This is a genomic window from Gracilibacillus dipsosauri (assembly GCF_003176895.1).
Lineage (GTDB): Bacteria > Bacillota > Bacilli > Bacillales > Amphibacillaceae > Gracilibacillus > Gracilibacillus dipsosauri.
On the sequence record NZ_QGTD01000013.1, the window covers coordinates 222,767 to 240,827 of the forward strand.

The window sequence follows — 18,061 nt, forward strand, 5'->3', positions numbered from 1 at the left end:
TATGCACTTAGCCTATTCTGATGATTGTAGTTTACCCAATTACCTTTCTAGTAAACATAACCAATGAAGGAATAATATACAGACGGCAAAAAAAAGAAAGCTAGGTATTCCATAACTGAAATACCTAGCCTATAAACTAAAGTGCTCTTTTACTTGAGCTAACGCATCTTCTTCAAAAATTTCCTTACCATACTCCTGAACAACAAACATAGTTAGAGGCGATTCTTGGCCAAATTCAAGAATTTGACTAATTAAGTCCTCTTGTTCATCATCAGACAAATAATCCTCATCAAAACGGGTGATCAGCATATATTTGTCATCATAATAATATAGCTCTTCTCCCATTCCCTCTACAGGTTCAAAGACATGACTTAATTGAATAATATCTTCTAAATCCTTAAAGCTTACTACAACTACAAAATCCTGACCATACTGCTGCTCAATCTCGTCCGCCTTATTCATTGGACCAAACTTTTCCTCCAGCAAAGATTCTATTTTGTCATCAACTGGCATATCAATCGTTTTGCCAGACTCTGTTGGTAATTGTAGATTTTGACCATCCTTTGATATCTGTGCTTTTGTTACAACAATTTCTAAACCTTTCTCTAATGCTTGCACTTGTATCCATAATGGTCCATCTATTTGAAAATCTTCTTCATTATAATTCACTTCGTCCATCACTTGCCAGAAAAGCTGTTCACTTTTCTCACGATTATACCAAATATCTTCGCGATCAAAACCACGATCTTCTATATCCATATATGAGATATAAAATTTAATGGTATTCTCATTAATTCTCTCGATCTCCATACATTAACTCTCCCTTCATGAATAAATGGTTGGGTTGGAAGGGAATCACCTTTTCTTTCTAAACCCTCTTCTTTCTTATACCCTATTGTTATAAGCCATACCTGATGGAAAAGATGCTATTACTATTGTATGACAATAAACACTTATTTGGAAACATAACAACTTATTTTTTTCATTTTTACCCTTTATAAGTATAAGGTATTATTTTAGATTGTAGCTTATTCTTTGTCATTTGTCATTAGATATATACATCATTTTTCGTCTATTTTTCTATAATAACGAATTTACTGTAACGAGATATCCTTCTTTGTGAAAAAAAGCAGATCTCATGTAAGATCTGCTTTTCCTTTAATTAACCATTCGTTGGGCTTCACGTAACTGAAATGTTCTTACAGTACGTGGTAAGAAACGTCTTATTTCATCTTCATTATATCCAACTTGTAATCTTTTTTCATCCAAGATAATCGGTCTTCTAAGTAAGCCAGGATTATCCTGAATCAATTGAAATAAATCTTTTAAAGGTAATTGGTCAAGATTCACATTCAATTTCTGAAAAACTTTGGAACGTGTAGAGATAATCTCATCAGTTCCATCCTCTGTCATTCGTAGAATCTCTTTAATTTCATCAAGCGTCAATGGTTCAGAGAAAATATTTCGTTCATGAAATGCGATATCGTGCTCCTCTAACCATGCTTTCGCTTTCCGACATGATGTACAACTTGGCGAGGTATAAAGTGTTACCATGTAACTTCACTCCTCAAATGGATAAATTTATAATATTGATGCCTCTTACATCATTTATTACATTAAAATCAATCTAATTAACTTGGATATGTTTTCATTATACTACATATTGTGTTTGAAAGATAGAGTATTATGTGTTTTTCTTCACTTTTTACATATTTCTATCTTCAGTAGATTATACCCTATTAAGGACAGACTAAACATCCTAGTCGACTATTTCTTTTCATTTTCTTTGTTTTGCTCCAATGAATGGAATATGTCATCCCCATCAATATCTTGTTCATAGGTGAGCACCTCGTCAACAGGCTGATAGGACTTCCCATAGATTTCTTCATCTTTATATGTATGTATATCCTCATACATTTTTCTCATTTGGTTATAGATTTGTTCCTCATTTTCACCACTAGGTGACCAATACAAAATTTCTAATGTATTGCTTTCATCTGTTGCCAAGGATTTGCGTGTATAACCAATCGATTGTGCATGCTTAAACCCTTCACGACGATAAAAACGTAATCTCTTTGTGGAATCTGTGTCCTTATAATCAAAAGGTTCGACCTCTAAAATAATTGGCTTATTCTTCTGCTTAAGCTTTTGCATAAGCTGATGTCCAATCCCTTGTCCTCTCGACTCTTTAGATACATAGACATAATCTATAAACAGAAAGGTTGGAAACTCCGCATACATTAGTACGTGATGTGGACCTTCATCCTTATAATAGACGTCCCCTTTTTCTTTTAAAAGAATTTCCATATGTTCCTTTGACTTCATTTCTTCTATCGGAAAATATTGCTTCAATTTATCATACCAATTCATTAAATCTTGAATCCCCTTTTTGACAATCTGTTTTCACTATATTTACTATACCCTTAATTTTATTGCATTAATCCTAAAAAGCTAAGAAAAAACATTAGTGGAAAAACCCCACAAAATTGTGAGGTTACTCTAATGGCGTATAATCAACATTTTCTGTGTAGCTATTTCCTGCATTCCAAATAAGAAATTCCTCGATACCATTCTCATTTAATGCCTTTATTTGTGCTTCTACTTCTTCTTTACCATATTGGAAGGTAGGTCCACTGTAAAGCCAAGGAGCTTCAAAATCTTGAATCCAAGGTCTAGAAACAGGAGGCGACTCCAATGCTCCAAGCACTTTATTTTCTAATTTGGCATATTCATTAACGAGTTTATAAGGTTCTTTATCCGGAAAATCAATTCCGAAATAAGGAGTCCAATGGCTAGGATATATCATGGATGAAATAACATCAACATTACTAGATATTCTAGAAAAATTTTGCCCAATTCCAGGGGCTTCCTCAATCGTCGCTGCATAACCAAATATGTCCACAGACACATCCACATCATAATTCGACAATTCCTTCTTAGCATATGCAACAAAATCAGTTACCGCCTCAACACGTTTTTTTACCTCATTTAATTCCATATCCTTATAATCACCTTGATTATATTCGAGTTCTTTATCTCTCGTCTCAAAACCTTCAGGGAATCGCACATAATCAAATTGAATTTCTTGAAACCCCATTTTCGCAGCCATCTTGGCAATTTCTAGATTGTATTCCCAGACTTCCTTCTGGAAAGGACTAACAAATGCTTCACCTTTACTATTTTTCCACACTTTACCGTTTTGCGTGAAGGAAAGTTCCGGTCGTTTTTCAGCTAAAACGGAATCTTTAAAAACCACGATTCTTGCAATTGGATAAATTTGTTTTTGCTCTAATGTTTTTAATAGCTTCTTCATATCACTTATGTAATTCAAGGAAATATCCTTATAAGGAGAGTCGTTCTCTGGTGTAAAGGTTAAATTGCCATGATCCTCCTTCACATCAATTACCATAGAGTTTAAATCTGTTGAATCTACTAGATCCACTAACTGGCTAAATCGACTTCCACCTGCAGACGGTCCTGTCACATAAATCCCTCTTACCGCATCAGGATACTTAAACTCCAATCCGGATTGATAGGTGAATAAAGGAAAAGTTTCTGGAATGTTATATAAAGCACTAAATAGTTTTTTACTTGTATGGGGGTATGCAAGTAATGGATCTGACGATGCCGCTTTCGTCTCTTGATATGATGGAAGAACAATAAAGCCAATAATAATGAGAAGAAGTAGTTTTTCCATGATGCTCTTGCTTTTCTTCATTTTTATCAATCTCCTACCTGTTTTTACTTTTATACTCTCATTATATAGAAAAAATAGAGTTTTTTGTTAAAATATCGGTAATTTCCTTGAAATTTATCAAAATTGATTCATTAGACTTAATTAGTAACGTTTATACCGTGCCAAAGTAACTCTATTAGTTGCTCTGCCGTCTCTTCCACAGAATAAGTTAAGGTAGGGTGCTGCTTATTCATATAGCCGACCTTTAACAAGGAAACATAGGAATGAGTCAAAAAGGCAGGATGAAATGGACGAATCTCTTCAATATCTATCGCTTGTCGAAATGCGCTCTCTATCACTTGATACATTTCTTCCTCTGACTGCTTTATTTTTTCAAGCTGACTTTCGGATAATTCCTTTCTAGCTCCCTTTAAATAGTTCTCTACATCGATATCAATTGTTTTCTCTAAGTGAATCTTAGTTATTTTAACTAGCCGAGTCTTTAATGGTAATTCCTCTTCTAAAAAAATTTGTATCTGATCTCGAATACGGATCATTAACATAATCATGGCTTCCGTAAATAATTCTGCCTTACTAGCATAATAATAATATACCGAAGCTTTCGTTACATCACATTTATTTGCAACACTTGCAATCGATACATTAAGATAACCATTTTCAAGAAAGAGCCTTAATGCCTCTTGTAATATTAATTCATTGGTAGGTTGTTTTATGTCACTATCCTTTGGCCTACCCAAGCGTCTAAATCCCTTCTCTTTCAAAGATTTTCTCTCCTTATAAAACTTTTGTGTTCTACAATTATAACATAATTTTCATAAGTAATGTTTGATAATTAACCGACCAGTATATATAATTAATTCTATAAAGCAGACTAATTAAATACATACAACGAGGGAGAGATTATTAGATGAAGTTACTAGAAAATTGGGGTAATCTAGTCGCTAACAAAAAAAGCCGGTTTGTTACATTCATTATTTGGCTAGTCATTATAGCTTTACTTTCATCTATATGGCCACAAGTCAATGAAGAAGAAACAGGGTCTAACCATTTATTACCGGAAAATGCCATGTCAGTACAAGCAGACCAAATAATGGAGGAACAATTTCCAAATGAAAATGGAATTCCGTTATTACTTGTATGGCACCATGATAATCAGTTAACAGATGAGGATTATCAATTAGTCCAGCGCATATACCAAGAATTAAAAGAGAACCCGCTTGCACATCAATCCATGGTTCCTCCATTTGCGGAAATGCCACTACAGGCCTTAAAGCAAAGTGCATCAGGCGATGGATCAGCCCTTATCACTCCAATTTTCTTTGAAAAAAATACAGAAACAGAAGCATTAGCGGAATCACTTACTACTTTAAGAGAAAAAATAACTCAGCAAATGGAATATAATCCATTTGATGAGAAATTATCTAGTGACAATCTTCATATTCGTCTAACAGGGCCAGTAGCTATTTCTACAGATGCAGTTGAATTGTTTAGTGAAGCCGATATAACCTTATTAATTGCAACGGTTATTTTAGTTTTAGTATTACTCATTATTTTATATCGATCACCTATTCTGGCAATCGTTCCTCTAATAGGTGTCGGAATAGCATATGGTTTGATTAGTCCCCTACTTGGTTTTATGGCTAACAAGGGTTGGATTGAAGTCGATGCACAAGCCATTTCCATTATGACTGTACTATTATTTGGTGCTGGAACGGATTATTGTTTGTTCCTTATATCAAGGTATCGTGATGAACTTCAGCACATTCATAACAAGTTCACTGCATTGCAACAAGCTATTAAAGGTTCTGGTGGAGCAATAGCCATGAGCTGCCTTACTACATGTATAGGGCTATTATCACTTGGGTTAGCTAATTATGCTTCCTATGACCGATTCGCTGTTCCATTTAGTTTAGCAATATTTATTATGGGCTTTGCTGTTCTGACCTTCCTACCATCGATTTTATCTATGTTAGGACGTGTCGCTTTTTTTCCTTTTATTCCAAGAACCGAAAGTATGGTAGAAGATCTTGCTAAAAAGAAAGGAAAAGCGGTTCGTCTCCCAAAAGAACGAAGTAAGCTTCGTAAAGGTATTGGGAAATTAGTAACGGAAAAACCTTGGCGCATCATTGTCATATGTAGTGTCTTTCTTATTGGTTTAGCCCTGATCGTCCCTAAAATTTCCTATACATTTGGAGTACTTGATTCCTTTCCAGAGGATATGCCTTCAAGAGAAGGCTATACCCTAATTGAGGAGCACTATCCACCAGGAAATATTGCACCTGTTCAAGTAATAATGCAGACAAATGGTAAGGATATCGATGTAAAAGATGAGCTTTCCAATTTGGAAATCGTAGAGAGTGTATCTGATATAGCAACTGGCGAAAAGGATCCTAACTATCATTCCTATGAAGTCACCTTAGCTATTGATCCTTATTCCGATCAAGCAGTGAATGAAATTCCTGTGATCAAATCAGTTGTAGAAAAGAAGCTACGTGCTGCCGAAATGAATAATGCTAGTGACCATGTCTGGATTGGTGGAGAAACAGCAACCTTATATGATACAGAAGAGATCACGACAGATGACCAAAATCTTATTATCCCAGTTGTACTATTAATTATCGCTGTCCTTTTACTTGCGTATTTGCGCTCTATTGTCGCAACAATTTACCTGTTACTAACCGTCGTACTGTCTTATTTATCTGCACTAGGTTTAGGATGGCTAGTCATTCATTATCTTCTGGATGCACCTGCCATGCAAGGATTAATCCCGCTTTATGCATTTGTGTTTCTTGTTGCTTTAGGGGAAGATTATAATATTTTCATGGTATCAAGTATATGGAAAAATAGAAAGAAGATGCCATTGAAACAAGCTATTGCAAAAGGTGTCAGTGAAACAAGTAGTGTCATTAGCTCAGCTGGGCTAATTTTAGCAGGTACATTTGCTGTGTTAGCAGTACTACCAATGCAAGTGCTTGTTCAATTTGGAATTGTTACAGCAATTGGCGTATTATTAGATACCTTTATTGTTCGACCATTGCTCGTTCCTGCCATTACTACCGTTCTCGGGAGATTTTCCTTCTGGCCAAACAAACTATGGAAGAAAAAGTAAAAAACCGGGTTCACACCCGGTTTTTTACTTCATTTTTTTAAACTCTTCTTCTGTACATAACACCCAGTGACCATTCTTTATCTCTCTTAAAGTGGCTCCTTCGGGATTGTAGCTATCATGATCAAAAACAACTCTTTGACGGTTTCTCTCATAATCTGGATCTGGAACGGGTATAGCTGAAAGCAGGGACTTGGTATAGGAATGAAGTGGGTTGCTGTATAGCTCCTCACTATCCGCTAATTCCACAATTCTCCCAGCAAACATAACTGCTATTCGATCACTAATATATTTTACCATTGATAAATCATGAGCAATAAATAAATAAGTGAGCCCTCGTTTTTGTTGTAATTCCTTCATTAAATTAACAACCTGTGCCTGTATCGATACATCTAATGCAGAAATTGGTTCATCCGCAATAATAAATTCAGGATCAACCGCTAATGCTCTTGCAATTCCGATACGCTGTCGTTGTCCACCACTAAACTCATGAGGATAACGAGATGCATGCTCTTTATTCAAGCCAACGGTTTCTAATAATTCATGAACTCGATCAGTTTTTTCTTTTTCATTTTTGGCTAATCCATGTATATCAATACCTTCTGAAATAATCTCTTTCACCGTCATTCTAGGATTTAACGAAGCATAAGGATCCTGAAAGATCATTTGCATCTGTCTATTGAAGGATTTTATTTCTTGCTTTGATTTCAAGCTATGGACATCGACACCGTTAAATTTCACTTCACCACTTGTTGCATCATAAAGTCTGATTATCGTTCTTCCAGTCGTTGATTTTCCGCAACCAGATTCGCCTACAAGTCCAAAAGTTTCCCCACGGTAAATATCAAAGCTGATACCATCAACTGCTTTTATGACACTTTTTTTACTTGTGCGAAAATGTTGTTTCAATTCTTTAACTTCTAAAATCTTATCCTTATTCATTCTTGTTGTCCCCCTCAGTCGAGAAGCCCTTCATCCGTCTTTTTACAGCCTCAGGTGGCTCGATATGTGGAGCATCTTCATGCAATAACCAAGTCGCAGCATAATGAGAATCAGATACTTGGAACATTGGTGGCTCCTCTTCGAAATCAATCGCTAGGGCAAATTCATTTCTTGCTGCAAATGCATCTCCTTTTGGTGGATGAATTAAATCAGGTGGTGTACCTGGTATGGCAATTAATTTTTCCTCTTGACTATCGACTGTTGGCATTGAACCTAATAATCCCCAAGTATATGGATGTTTCGGATTATAAAAAACGTCATCGACTGTTCCAATTTCAACTATCTTCCCCGCATACATTACCGCAACACGGTCTGCCACATTGGCAACTACGCCTAAATCGTGTGTAATAAAGATAATGGATGTTTCCATTTTTTTCTGAATATTCTTCATCAACTCAATAATTTGTGCTTGAATAGTCACATCCAATGCCGTTGTTGGCTCATCAGCAATTAATACCTTTGGATTACAAGCTAGTGCAATCGCAATAACTACACGCTGACGCATCCCACCTGAAAATTGATGTGGATATTGATTGATTCTTTTTTCCGGATCAGGAATACCAACTAATTGTAATAATTCTAGTGCTCGTTTTTTTGCTTCTTGCTTGGACTGGTTCTGATGAAGAATTAAGCCCTCCATAATTTGTTTTCCAACCTTCATTGTTGGGTTTAAGGAAGTCATCGGATCTTGAAAAATCATCGAAATATCCTTACCACGAATTTTTTGCATTTGTTTATTTGATAATTTCGTTAAATCTTTTCCTTCAAACAAAATTTCCCCTTTAGGGATTTTACCAGCTGGCTTTGCTACTAACCCCATTAATGCTTTTGTAGTAACAGACTTACCTGAACCAGATTCTCCAACGATTGCGAGAGTTTCTCCTTTATTTAAAGAAAAATTCACACCTCTCACGGCCTGTACACTTCCACCATACGTATCAAATGTAACATGTAGATTGTTTACATCTAAAATAGAATCCAACTTTCGTCCACCTCCCTTTCTATTTTCTCATCTTAGGATCTAATGCATCCCTTAGACCGTCTGCTAATATATTAAAACCAATCATCAATAGAGATATAATCACAGCAGGAAATAGTAACATATAAGGATATACACGATAATCATCAAATGCTGTATCGATTAAAGTACCTAATGATGCGACTGGTGGTTGTAGACCTAATCCAATAAAGCTTAAAAACGATTCAAAGAAAATCGCACTTGGTATGGTAAACATCGTGTTTATAATAATGACACTTGTTACGTTTGGAATTAGATGTTTCATTAGAATTCGTTTATCATTAGCACCTAAAGTCCTTGCCGCAAGCACGAACTCTTGATTTTTTAATTTTAAAACCTGCCCGCGTACAATACGTGCCATGCCAATCCAGCCTGTGATCGTTAAGGCAATTGTTATCGCTAATAAACCTGGATCAAGTAACATGATCATTAAGATGACGACAACCAAATTAGGTATACCTGATAAAACCTCAATGACACGTTGCATATAATTATCAACACGACCACCGTAATAGCCAGAAATACCGCCATATAGTACACCAACAATCATATCAATCATGGCTGCTAAGATACCAATGTATAAAGAGATTTGTGTACCTTTCCAAATTCTTGTCCAAAGATCTCGACCCATGCTGTCTGTTCCAAACCAATAATAGCTATCCTCTTGTCCTCTTGCTGCATAAATGTCTACTTCCATTGCAACAGTATAATAATTATCATTATCTTCACTTGGTTCTTGAACTATTTCAACATTTTCCACATATTTTTCTTCAATATCATAGCTTTCTAGACCACGTTTAAGTGCTTCTTCCTCTGATTTCCCTTGTACTTCATACGTTTGAAGCCCATCTAGTCCTAGCCACTCTAAGCCTTTTACTTTTGCTGGTAAATATGCTGCATCATAATTTGCTTCTTCCATCGAATAATCGTTCATTAAAGGACCGATTAATGCAAGCAAAACAATAAATACAATGACTATTAACCCAGCAATTGCGCCTTTATTTTTCGTTAAACGAATCCAAGCATCCTTCCAATAGGAGAGTTGAGGACGAGTAAGCTCTTCACCTAAATCCTCTTGCAAATGGACACGTTGAAACTTTTCTTTGTTAGCTCCTTTTGAATCTTTGTCCATTAATCCTTCCCTCCTGCAATTCTAATTCTTGGATCAATCAAGCCGTATAATAGATCGACAATTAAAATAACTAAAACAAATAGTATCGCAAATAAAATGGTTGTCCCCATAATAACTGGATAATCATTCGTACTAATTGAAATAACAAATTGCTCCCCAATACCAGGTATAGCAAAAATTTGTTCGATAACTAAGGTTCCTGTCATTAAGCTAACTGTCATAGGTCCTAACACTGTAATCACAGGGATAAGTGCATTTCTTAAAGCATGCTTAAACATAACGATCCTATTAGATACTCCCTTTGCTCGTGCCAATTCAATATAATCAGACCCTAATACTTCTAACATTTCCGTCCGCATAAACCTTGCACATATTGCCATTGGGAAAATCATTAAAGCAATTGTTGGAAGGACAGAATAAATCGGTGACTCCCAGAACGAAACAGGAAAAAGTCTCCATTTTACCGCTAAGTAATATTGAAGTAAACCAGCAAACACAAAAGACGGTATTGATATTCCAATAACCGCTAAAATATTGGATGTATAATCTACCCAAGTGTTATGTCTTATTGCTGCAAACATCCCTAAAATGATACCTAGTATGGAACCAATAATTAATGCTTGTGCTCCTAAGTGGGCAGATGGCCCAATTCGATCAAGTATTATGTCTGTAACAGGACGATTATCATATTGAAATGACACGCCTAGATCACCACGGAAAATACCCGTTATATATTTTACATATTGAACAGGGACAGGCTCATCTAAGCCATATTGTTCCATTAAGAACGCCTCTTGCTCCACCGTCAATTTCCCGCCGATATTATTAAAAGGGGAGCCTGGCATCATTTTCATTAAGAAAAAGGTTGCCGATATGATTATAAATAGAGTGATGACCATATAAATCACTCGTTTTGTAATATATTTTGCCATTCCAACCACCTCCTATTTTATTAGAATGAAAAGCACAAAGCACCAGATTAAAACGTAGCGACTGCACCAGTATCCTACAGGTGGATCGACTTTGTCCGTCGAAGTGACAGTTTTAGTCAATCAATTCACAAAGCCGAAATAATACAAATTGATGTGACTCTTCGTATTACGGATTCGGGAAGTCACTTAGTTTTGGCGCTTGGAGCTAGTCATCTCTCTTTATATTTTCTTATCTTATTTAAAATTCAAAATTTTCCAAATTTTTTAGATAACAGGGGAAAAGAGAGTATGCCAACAATATGTTCGCTATACTCTCTTAATTAATTAAAGTTAATCAGTGATTTTTATTTGTTTAGTTCCACGTATTTAAAGCTGTAATTATTAGCAAACGGATTTCGAACATCTAAACCTTCTACATAATCCTTAACTAGTACAGATGTTTTTCTTTGCATAATTGGCGCAATTGCTGCATCTTCTAGTAGAATTTTTTCAGCATCTTGCAATGCTTCAAATCGTGCAACAGGATCTAGTGCTAAATCAGTTTTCGCTGATTTAACAAGCGAATCGTATTCTTCATTTGAATAGCCAACATCATTGTTCTCTCCACCAGTTACGAAGACATCAAGGAATGAAACAGCATCCAAATAGTCTGGCCCCCAACCAGAAACAGCAAGTTCATAATTCTTTTCGCGCATGAGGTCTAATTGCTGTGCCCATGGTACATTCTTCGTTTCGATTGTTAGACCTTCTAGATTTTTTTCTAATTCCGTTTTCATTACTTCACTAATACTTTTCGCCGTATCTGTATCACCACTTAAGAAGCTTAAAGATACCTCTTCAAAACCTAATTCTTCTTTAGCAGCTGCCCAATATTCTTGCGCTGCCTCTACATCAAATGATAATAAATCACTTCCAGCTTGGAAGTCTTCTTCCGTTTCTGGATGTTGAATAAATTCTGTTGGAACATAAAAATCAATAGGAGTTGAATCATTACCGTAAGCCACATCTATATATGCTTGTTTATCAAAACCTTTAGCCAATGCCATTCTAAAGTTTTTATTTTGCATATATTCACTTTTCTCTAAAGACTCTTGATTCATCTTCATATAAAATACAGCAGTTTCTGATAATACTTGGTATTCTGGGCTTGTTCTATTCTCACTTACTTGTGAACCTTGTAAAGTCACTCTATCTAATTCTCCAACCTCATAATTAGATAGTCTCGTGTCTGCCTGTTTAATTACTTTAACAGAAATCCCATCTAAGGCTACATTTTCAGCATCCCAATATTCTTCATTCTTTTCTAACTCCCAACCACTATCAGCTTGCCAGCTTGTCATTTTAAACGGTCCATTTGCTAAAATGCCCTCAGGAGATAAAGAAAACTGATCTCCCTGTTCTTCAACAAATTCCTTATGTGCAGGTAAGAAGTTAGAATTAATAACATATGAATCAAAATAAGGAACAGGAACTTCTAATTCAACAACGAAAGTATAGTCATCTGGTGCACTTACACCTAAATCTTCAGGAGGTAATTCACCTGCAAAGATTTGTTCTGCATTTTTTATTTTTCCACTCATTAAGTAATTACCATAAAAAGAACCATTATCTGGGTTCACAGCACGTTGCCAACCATAAACAAAATCTTGTGCTGTTACCGGATCTCCGTTTGCCCATTTCGCGTCTTCACGTAAATGGAAAGTATATGTTAAACCATCATCACTTACTTCTGTCTCTTCTTTTTTCGCAATTCCTGATACAATTTCGCCACCTGGAGCTTGTCGATAAAGACCTTCATAAACAGTATCAATCCAAAGTGTTGAAACATTGTCCTCCGTCATAATCGGATCCATTGTTGGAATATCTGCAGTTTCTGCAATTCTTAAGACATTCTCTTCCTCTGAACTACCTTCTTCACTTTGCTTGTCGTCTGAACTGTTATCGTTTTCAAACGAGCAAGCCGCTAAGACAAAAGTTAAAATGGTAAAAATTAGTAGCAAAAGCCCACTTTTTTGCTTCATCTCATAAATCCTCCTAAAGTAATTTGATTTGTAAAGTAATTGTAAACTTGCAATGACTATTATACAGAGAACCCTTTTTTTATTCAGCATTTTTTTACTTAAACCGACTAAATTGATTCATAATACCTATTTTTTATAATCTTAATGAACTATATCTCAGTAAATCGTCCGAATACTCCGATTTTTTCGAGTTTTCTCATTTTTCAGTTAATTTACGAAATTCTATTTTATTATTTGCTAAATTCGTGTTAATTTTTAATAATAGGAACAGAACCAGAAAGGAGCTTCAATAGATGAAAAAACATTTCTTCATATTTTTCCTCCATGTAATACTATGTTCCATTCTGACAGTTTTACTCAATAAAGGGCTTACATTACTGCATTTGATTAATAGTATTTTTTATATAAGCAGTTTTTACCTGATTATAGGGCTCCTATTATTCGTTATTTCTAGACGATTCTTTGATATTACGGCAAATAGTTTTCGCAAAGTATTCACTCGAATAACCAAACAAAAAAACTGGGCGTCCACGTGGAGTGGCGATAAATTACCTTCAGAAAAAATAAACCAAAATTGGATGATATTTTTCCTTTTACAGGGAAGCTTCCTATTATTACTAATGATTATTCTGCTAATCCTCTTTTATTACTAATTCATTGATTTAGATATGGAAAAAGCAAGTGAAGAACTTCCTGACCATTTCTCACTTGCTTTTCTTTGCAATCCTGCTATTTTTTTATAATATTTCTCCCTTTAATTACTAGATAGGGTAACATTCGCTTCCTGTAATTCGCCTTGACGATAGAATTGAATATTCACAACATCACCGACTGAAAGCTCTGAATATAAATATTTTCTTAAATTGCTTGCTGTTGCTACATTTTGATTGTTGATTGATACGATAATATCCTCGATTTGCAAACCAGCTTGAGCAGCTCCTCCATTTTCATCGATTGCTGTAATGATAACACCATCTGTAATTTCACTTGATGTAGTATTTGTGTAGTACGGTAAATCCGAAATATTTGCCATTGTTATGCCTAAATATGGACGAATAATTTGACCATTTTCCATGAGCTGGTCAATTATAGTAGTGACATTGTTACTCGGTATCGCAAAACCTAAGCCTTCCACATCATCATCTGCAATCTTCATACTGTTAATCCCTACAAGTTCTCCAGAAGTATTGATTAAAGCACCACCACTATTTCCAGGATTAATTGCTGCATCTGTTTGAATTACTTCCATATCCCACACTCCAGCTGACGTAGATGCTTCAATTGTACGATCCACTGCACTAACAATTCCTTGAGTTACCGTCCCATACAAATCAAGACCAAGTGGGTTTCCAATTGCAATTACCTCTTCTCCTGCTCTTAGCTCGGAAGAGTCACCAAAAGCTAACGAAGTTATATCGTATTCACCTTCTACTTTTAATACTGCGAGATCTGTTAAAGAATCAGAACCTATTAGCTCTGCTGTTACTGTTTCCTCCGTATAAAGTGTTACTTCAATAGTAGATGCATCCTCTATTACATGGTGGTTTGTAATAATATATAAAGCGTCGTCAGTTACTTGATAAATAACTCCAGAGCCTGTTCCGCTTTCTATCTCTTCACTTTCTTGATTTTGATGCTGTCCAAATCCCTGACTATAAAATGGATTGGACTGTTGCACTTGTATATTCGTAATACCTACAATTGCTTGAGAAGTTTGTTCTACAATGTCAGCAGTGGTTGAACTAGAATTTGTTACTTGCTCGATGTTTATATCCGATGTTGAATTTACCGTTTGTTCCTCTGCAATAGGCTCCTCGACAGCAAGATTCGCTGGCTCTTCTGTCTGAAGAAAACCTGTCTGAGCAACTATCGTTAATGTGAGAACAGACCCTACGACTCCAGCAGAAAGAGATTTAAAAATCCCTTTATATTTATCGTTTTTCTTATTTATTTCCCTTTGTACATCTTTATTTTGATTTTTTTTGTCTTGAAACATTTCTAGCCCTCCATATTCGATAGTTAATGGTGTTTTTCTGTCTATTACACTTTTTACTATAATCCGCGAATATGTCAGGAAAATGTCTAAACTAGATTTATCTGTTTCACAAAAAAATAACAGTTGAAAATCAACTGTTGTTTTTTGGTAGATATATTCGAAAAGTGGTACCTTTCTGTGAACTACTTAGCAAGGTTAAGTCTCCCCCCTGTACTTGGGCAATCATTTTACTTAAAGGTAATCCTAGTCCAAGTCCTCTCATTTTATATTTCTTTTCTTCTCCTCGGTAAAAGCGTTCAAAAATAAAGGGTTGTTCGTCTTTCGGAATTCCCCTTCCACAATCCTCTACATCAATATTAATTTGTGAACTATCCTCTTGTAACCTTATATTAATTACTGGTTCTTGATGATTTTCCATCGCCTGCTTTGCATTGTTTAAAAGATTTGTCATGATTTGCTGTAAACGAATTGGATCAACATTTACCTTAGTCGGTGATTTTAGCTTGGTAAGGTTAATCTTCATATCCTCATGTAGTATATTCCAGCTATAAACGGCAGTTTCCACAACATCATTGATATCGTGTACCTCCATATTAACATCGAAAGCATTTGCAGCAAATTGATTAAAGGCAAGTAAATCCTCTACCATCTTTTTCATTTTATCTGCTTCGTTTAAGGAAATCGTCAAAAATTCCTTTGCCTCCTCACCTGTAACCACCTCATCCTTCATCGCTTGGAGTAATCCACTAATAGAGGTAACTGGTGTTTTTAACTCGTGTGTAACACCTGCTAATAATTCTGTTCGTAATGCTTCTAATTTTTCAAGTTTATATGCCATTTCTTTAAAGGAATGAATTAACTCATGAACTTCTTTTTCTTTACTTTCATTTGGCAAATCAATCTGATAATTCCCTTCCTCCACTTGTTTCGCAGCCTTTGCCACTTCTTGAATTGGCTTAGATAACCGCTTAGACAAAAAGTAGATAGCAGCCCATCCAAGTATAGCAAGTCCGATGATCATAATGGCTAGCTGAGTGTATTCCTGATTTACTCGTGATAGATTTTGCTTTGACTCAAACATAACGACCCAGCCCAATGTGGATCCATCGATTTCTATCGGATATTTAACTACATAAAAACGAGTATCGCTAAGTGTAAATTGTTGAATCGTATCATCATTTTCTAAAACTGAAGAATGAATTTCCCCTGCCATCGGCCCTCCAGGTCGGTTACTTGAAAGGATAGCCCCTGAAGTGTCGATAATATAAGTAAACGGGTCAATCTCGAAATGTTTTTCTCCTTCTTTCTCTCTAAAAAAGTCATTTCTACCTGGTTCTGGTCCCTCATCCTCTGCCGATACAATACGATCAGCCATACTTTCCGCCATAATCGTCATCATATTTAGTCGATTTTCTAATGTCGTATGCCTAATCCAAAATGCGGAAATAAGGGCAATGACGATTAGTCCAATGCAAAGTGTTAATAAATATCGGCTGGTCCAGTACCGTCTCAGTGAGACTCTTCTCTTATTTTTGATTAACACGTAGCTGATACCCCAATCCTCTTAATGTTTTAATTTCTCCTTCAGAACTTGGCCAAGTATTTAGTACTTTACGAATTCGTTTAATAGCAAGATCGACTGCACGATCACTACCTTCATAATCCCAGCCCCATACGTGTTCAATTAACTGCTCTCTTGTAAATGTTTGGTTTGGATTTTCTGCTAAGAACATTAATACAGAAAGATCGCGAGGCGTGAGTGTAACATTCTTTTTATTAAGGATTACTTGATGTGCTCTTATATTAATCTCTAACTGTCCATACCGTTTTATAGGATTTTCATGGTCTGCCTGTGACCGTCTTAACACAGCTTTTACCCGAGCCACTACTTCATCGGCCACAAAGGGTTTCGTAATATAGTCATCTGCCCCTTCATTTAACCCTTCTAATCGATGATTCACTTCTCCTAGCGCGGTTAACATAATAACGGGACAGTTGCTTTCCATTCTTATCTCTCTTAATATTTCCCAGCCATCCTTACCCGGAAGCATAACATCTAATAGAACTAAATCTGGATAGATGGTATGGAACTTATCCAACGCTTCTTCTCCATCATAAGCTTGTTCTACCTGATAGTTCACTTTTTGTAAATATGCCTTTAAAACTTGACTAATTGCAAATTCATCTTCAATTATTAATATTTTGACCATTAATTTCACCTTGATTTCTTTATATTTGGCGAGTTTATCCTTAGATTACCACATAATGAGAAATCGAGAAACTTGCCATACTTCTTTTTATCAGATCCATAAGTCAGCCATATGTCTAAAAACCAAATGAATATTTACAAAGAATTTACTTGACATTTTCCTGACACATTTCCTTTATAAACTAAAAATTGTTCCAGCGATTAACATGATAACAAAACGAACAGAAGGAGGCAGCTCAATGACCTTTCAGACATCCTTTCATCCTAATGGACGTCGTGAACGTAAGTACGCAATATCACAAACAGAATATCATATCCTGCGCGGCAAGCTACTTCATTTTATGAGCAGGGATCCCAATGCAGGGTCAAGCGGAAAGTATCGCATTCGTTCTACTTATTTTGATAACTTTTCCAATCGTATTCTAAATGAGAAGAAGGAAGGTTTTTTAAATCGAGACAAATATCGAGTTCGCATTTATGAAAAAAGGGATCACTACATTAATCTTGAAAGAAAGAGTAAACGTAATAATTTAACCTTCAAATCAAAATGTATGGTCACCCGTAGGGAATTTGAAAAATGGCGAATTGGAGATATTGATTGGATGGAGCATGACGAAAGATCACTCATTCGAGATTTATACACAGAAATGAAATATAACCAAATCAAACCTACAACAGTTGTCGATTACGAACGAGAGCCGCTAATATACCCATTTGGAAATGTTCGCATTACCTTTGATAGCAAAATACAATCCAGTCTTTACAATACAGACATGTTTCATAAGCAGCTACCGATGGTCGATGTTCTCGAGCCAAATCTTATCATCTTGGAGGTGAAATATGATGAATATCTACCTGAAATAATAAAACATTTGCTACAGCTATCAGATACAAGACAAGAAGCCTACTCTAAATATCAATTAAGTCGGATGTATGGCTAACGATAAA

16 protein-coding genes are annotated in these 18,061 nt (G+C 35.7%); 3 read left to right on the forward strand and 13 right to left on the reverse strand.

Annotated features, from left to right (window positions below; genetic code table 11):
- Positions 1-129: 129 nt before the first annotated feature.
- The 5 genes from mecA to DLJ74_RS14805 all read right to left on the reverse strand — a co-directional run bounded on the left by mecA (position 130) and on the right by DLJ74_RS14805 (position 4,458).
- Complete coding sequence (gene mecA / locus DLJ74_RS14785) at positions 130-810, reverse strand: adaptor protein MecA (RefSeq protein ID WP_054788980.1); 681 nt, start codon at positions 808-810, stop codon at positions 130-132.
- A gap of 348 nt (positions 811-1,158) precedes the next feature.
- Positions 1,159-1,554 carry a transcriptional regulator SpxA gene (gene spxA, locus DLJ74_RS14790; RefSeq protein ID WP_054788981.1) on the reverse strand — a complete coding sequence of 132 codons (396 nt, stop codon included), beginning with the start codon at positions 1,552-1,554 and terminating at the stop codon, positions 1,159-1,161.
- A 213-nt stretch (positions 1,555-1,767) separates the two neighbouring features.
- The gene (locus DLJ74_RS14795; RefSeq protein ID WP_054788982.1) at positions 1,768-2,370 is read right to left on the reverse strand and encodes a GNAT family N-acetyltransferase; all 603 of its coding nucleotides are present in this window, start codon (positions 2,368-2,370) and stop codon (positions 1,768-1,770) included.
- Positions 2,371-2,494: 124 nt separating this feature from the next.
- A complete protein-coding gene (locus DLJ74_RS14800; protein ID WP_109985046.1) occupies positions 2,495-3,718 on the reverse strand; it encodes a putative glycoside hydrolase in 1,224 nt (407 codons plus the stop codon).
- Between the two features lie 116 nt (positions 3,719-3,834).
- Complete coding sequence (locus DLJ74_RS14805; protein ID WP_109985047.1) at positions 3,835-4,458, reverse strand: TetR/AcrR family transcriptional regulator; 624 nt, start codon at positions 4,456-4,458, stop codon at positions 3,835-3,837.
- A 146-nt stretch (positions 4,459-4,604) separates the two neighbouring features.
- Here DLJ74_RS14805 and DLJ74_RS14810 point away from each other — a divergent pair, with 146 nt between their 5' ends.
- Complete coding sequence (locus DLJ74_RS14810; protein ID WP_109985048.1) at positions 4,605-6,806, forward strand: MMPL family transporter; 2,202 nt, start codon at positions 4,605-4,607, stop codon at positions 6,804-6,806.
- 24 nt (positions 6,807-6,830) lie between these two features.
- Here the strand turns inward: DLJ74_RS14810 and DLJ74_RS14815 are convergent, their stop codons facing one another.
- The 5 genes from DLJ74_RS14815 to DLJ74_RS14835 all read right to left on the reverse strand — a co-directional run bounded on the left by DLJ74_RS14815 (position 6,831) and on the right by DLJ74_RS14835 (position 12,908).
- Positions 6,831-7,745 (reverse strand): ABC transporter ATP-binding protein, encoded by a 915-nt coding sequence (locus tag DLJ74_RS14815; RefSeq protein ID WP_109985049.1) that lies wholly within the window; start codon positions 7,743-7,745, stop codon positions 6,831-6,833.
- A complete protein-coding gene (locus DLJ74_RS14820; protein WP_109985050.1) occupies positions 7,738-8,787 on the reverse strand; it encodes an ABC transporter ATP-binding protein in 1,050 nt (349 codons plus the stop codon). Before DLJ74_RS14820 ends, DLJ74_RS14815 begins: the two co-directional genes overlap by 8 nt.
- 19 nt (positions 8,788-8,806) lie before the next feature.
- The gene (gene opp3C, locus DLJ74_RS14825) at positions 8,807-9,955 is read right to left on the reverse strand and encodes an oligopeptide ABC transporter permease (RefSeq protein WP_109985051.1); all 1,149 of its coding nucleotides are present in this window, start codon (positions 9,953-9,955) and stop codon (positions 8,807-8,809) included.
- Positions 9,955-10,887, reverse strand: a complete 933-nt coding sequence (opp3b, locus tag DLJ74_RS14830) for an oligopeptide ABC transporter permease (RefSeq protein ID WP_109985052.1) — start codon at positions 10,885-10,887, stop codon at positions 9,955-9,957. The genes opp3C and opp3b overlap by 1 nt, the downstream gene beginning before the upstream one ends.
- A 344-nt stretch (positions 10,888-11,231) precedes the next feature.
- Positions 11,232-12,908, reverse strand: a complete 1,677-nt coding sequence (locus tag DLJ74_RS14835) for a peptide ABC transporter substrate-binding protein (protein WP_109985053.1) — start codon at positions 12,906-12,908, stop codon at positions 11,232-11,234.
- Between the two features lie 293 nt (positions 12,909-13,201).
- Between DLJ74_RS14835 and DLJ74_RS21045 the strand changes: the two genes are divergently transcribed.
- A complete protein-coding gene (locus tag DLJ74_RS21045) occupies positions 13,202-13,561 on the forward strand; it encodes a DUF3899 domain-containing protein (protein ID WP_109985054.1) in 360 nt (119 codons plus the stop codon).
- A gap of 101 nt (positions 13,562-13,662) precedes the next feature.
- Here the strand turns inward: DLJ74_RS21045 and DLJ74_RS14845 are convergent, their stop codons facing one another.
- The 3 genes from DLJ74_RS14845 to DLJ74_RS14855 all read right to left on the reverse strand — a co-directional run bounded on the left by DLJ74_RS14845 (position 13,663) and on the right by DLJ74_RS14855 (position 17,114).
- Positions 13,663-14,904, reverse strand: a complete 1,242-nt coding sequence (locus tag DLJ74_RS14845) for a S1C family serine protease (protein ID WP_109985055.1) — start codon at positions 14,902-14,904, stop codon at positions 13,663-13,665.
- A gap of 130 nt (positions 14,905-15,034) precedes the next feature.
- Positions 15,035-16,447: a HAMP domain-containing sensor histidine kinase gene (locus tag DLJ74_RS14850; protein WP_109985056.1), complete on the reverse strand. Its 1,413-nt coding sequence runs from the start codon at positions 16,445-16,447 to the stop codon at positions 15,035-15,037.
- Positions 16,431-17,114 (reverse strand): response regulator transcription factor, encoded by a 684-nt coding sequence (locus DLJ74_RS14855; RefSeq protein ID WP_109985057.1) that lies wholly within the window; start codon positions 17,112-17,114, stop codon positions 16,431-16,433. Before DLJ74_RS14855 ends, DLJ74_RS14850 begins: the two co-directional genes overlap by 17 nt.
- A 238-nt stretch (positions 17,115-17,352) precedes the next feature.
- On the opposite strand from DLJ74_RS14855, the gene DLJ74_RS14860 reads away from it, so the two are divergent.
- Positions 17,353-18,054: a polyphosphate polymerase domain-containing protein gene (locus DLJ74_RS14860; protein WP_109985058.1), complete on the forward strand. Its 702-nt coding sequence runs from the start codon at positions 17,353-17,355 to the stop codon at positions 18,052-18,054.
- The last annotated feature ends 7 nt before the right edge of the window (positions 18,055-18,061 follow it).

Coding starts and splice junctions, on each gene's coding strand:
- DLJ74_RS14800 (WP_109985046.1), bottom strand. CDS start 3,718: ATGAAGAAAAGCAAGAGCATCATGGAAAAACTACTTCTTCTCATTATT.
- DLJ74_RS14810 (WP_109985048.1), top strand. CDS start 4,605: ATGAAGTTACTAGAAAATTGGGGTAATCTAGTCGCTAACAAAAAAAGC.
- spxA (WP_054788981.1), bottom strand. CDS start 1,554: ATGGTAACACTTTATACCTCGCCAAGTTGTACATCATGTCGGAAAGCG.
- DLJ74_RS14795 (WP_054788982.1), bottom strand. CDS start 2,370: ATGAATTGGTATGATAAATTGAAGCAATATTTTCCGATAGAAGAAATG.
- mecA (WP_054788980.1), bottom strand. CDS start 810: ATGGAGATCGAGAGAATTAATGAGAATACCATTAAATTTTATATCTCA.
- DLJ74_RS14855 (WP_109985057.1), bottom strand. CDS start 17,114: ATGGTCAAAATATTAATAATTGAAGATGAATTTGCAATTAGTCAAGTT.
- opp3C (WP_109985051.1), bottom strand. CDS start 9,955: ATGGACAAAGATTCAAAAGGAGCTAACAAAGAAAAGTTTCAACGTGTC.
- DLJ74_RS14860 (WP_109985058.1), top strand. CDS start 17,353: ATGACCTTTCAGACATCCTTTCATCCTAATGGACGTCGTGAACGTAAG.
- DLJ74_RS21045 (WP_109985054.1), top strand. CDS start 13,202: ATGAAAAAACATTTCTTCATATTTTTCCTCCATGTAATACTATGTTCC.
- DLJ74_RS14835 (WP_109985053.1), bottom strand. CDS start 12,908: ATGAAGCAAAAAAGTGGGCTTTTGCTACTAATTTTTACCATTTTAACT.
- DLJ74_RS14845 (WP_109985055.1), bottom strand. CDS start 14,904: ATGTTTCAAGACAAAAAAAATCAAAATAAAGATGTACAAAGGGAAATA.
- opp3b (WP_109985052.1), bottom strand. CDS start 10,887: ATGGCAAAATATATTACAAAACGAGTGATTTATATGGTCATCACTCTA.
- DLJ74_RS14815 (WP_109985049.1), bottom strand. CDS start 7,745: ATGAATAAGGATAAGATTTTAGAAGTTAAAGAATTGAAACAACATTTT.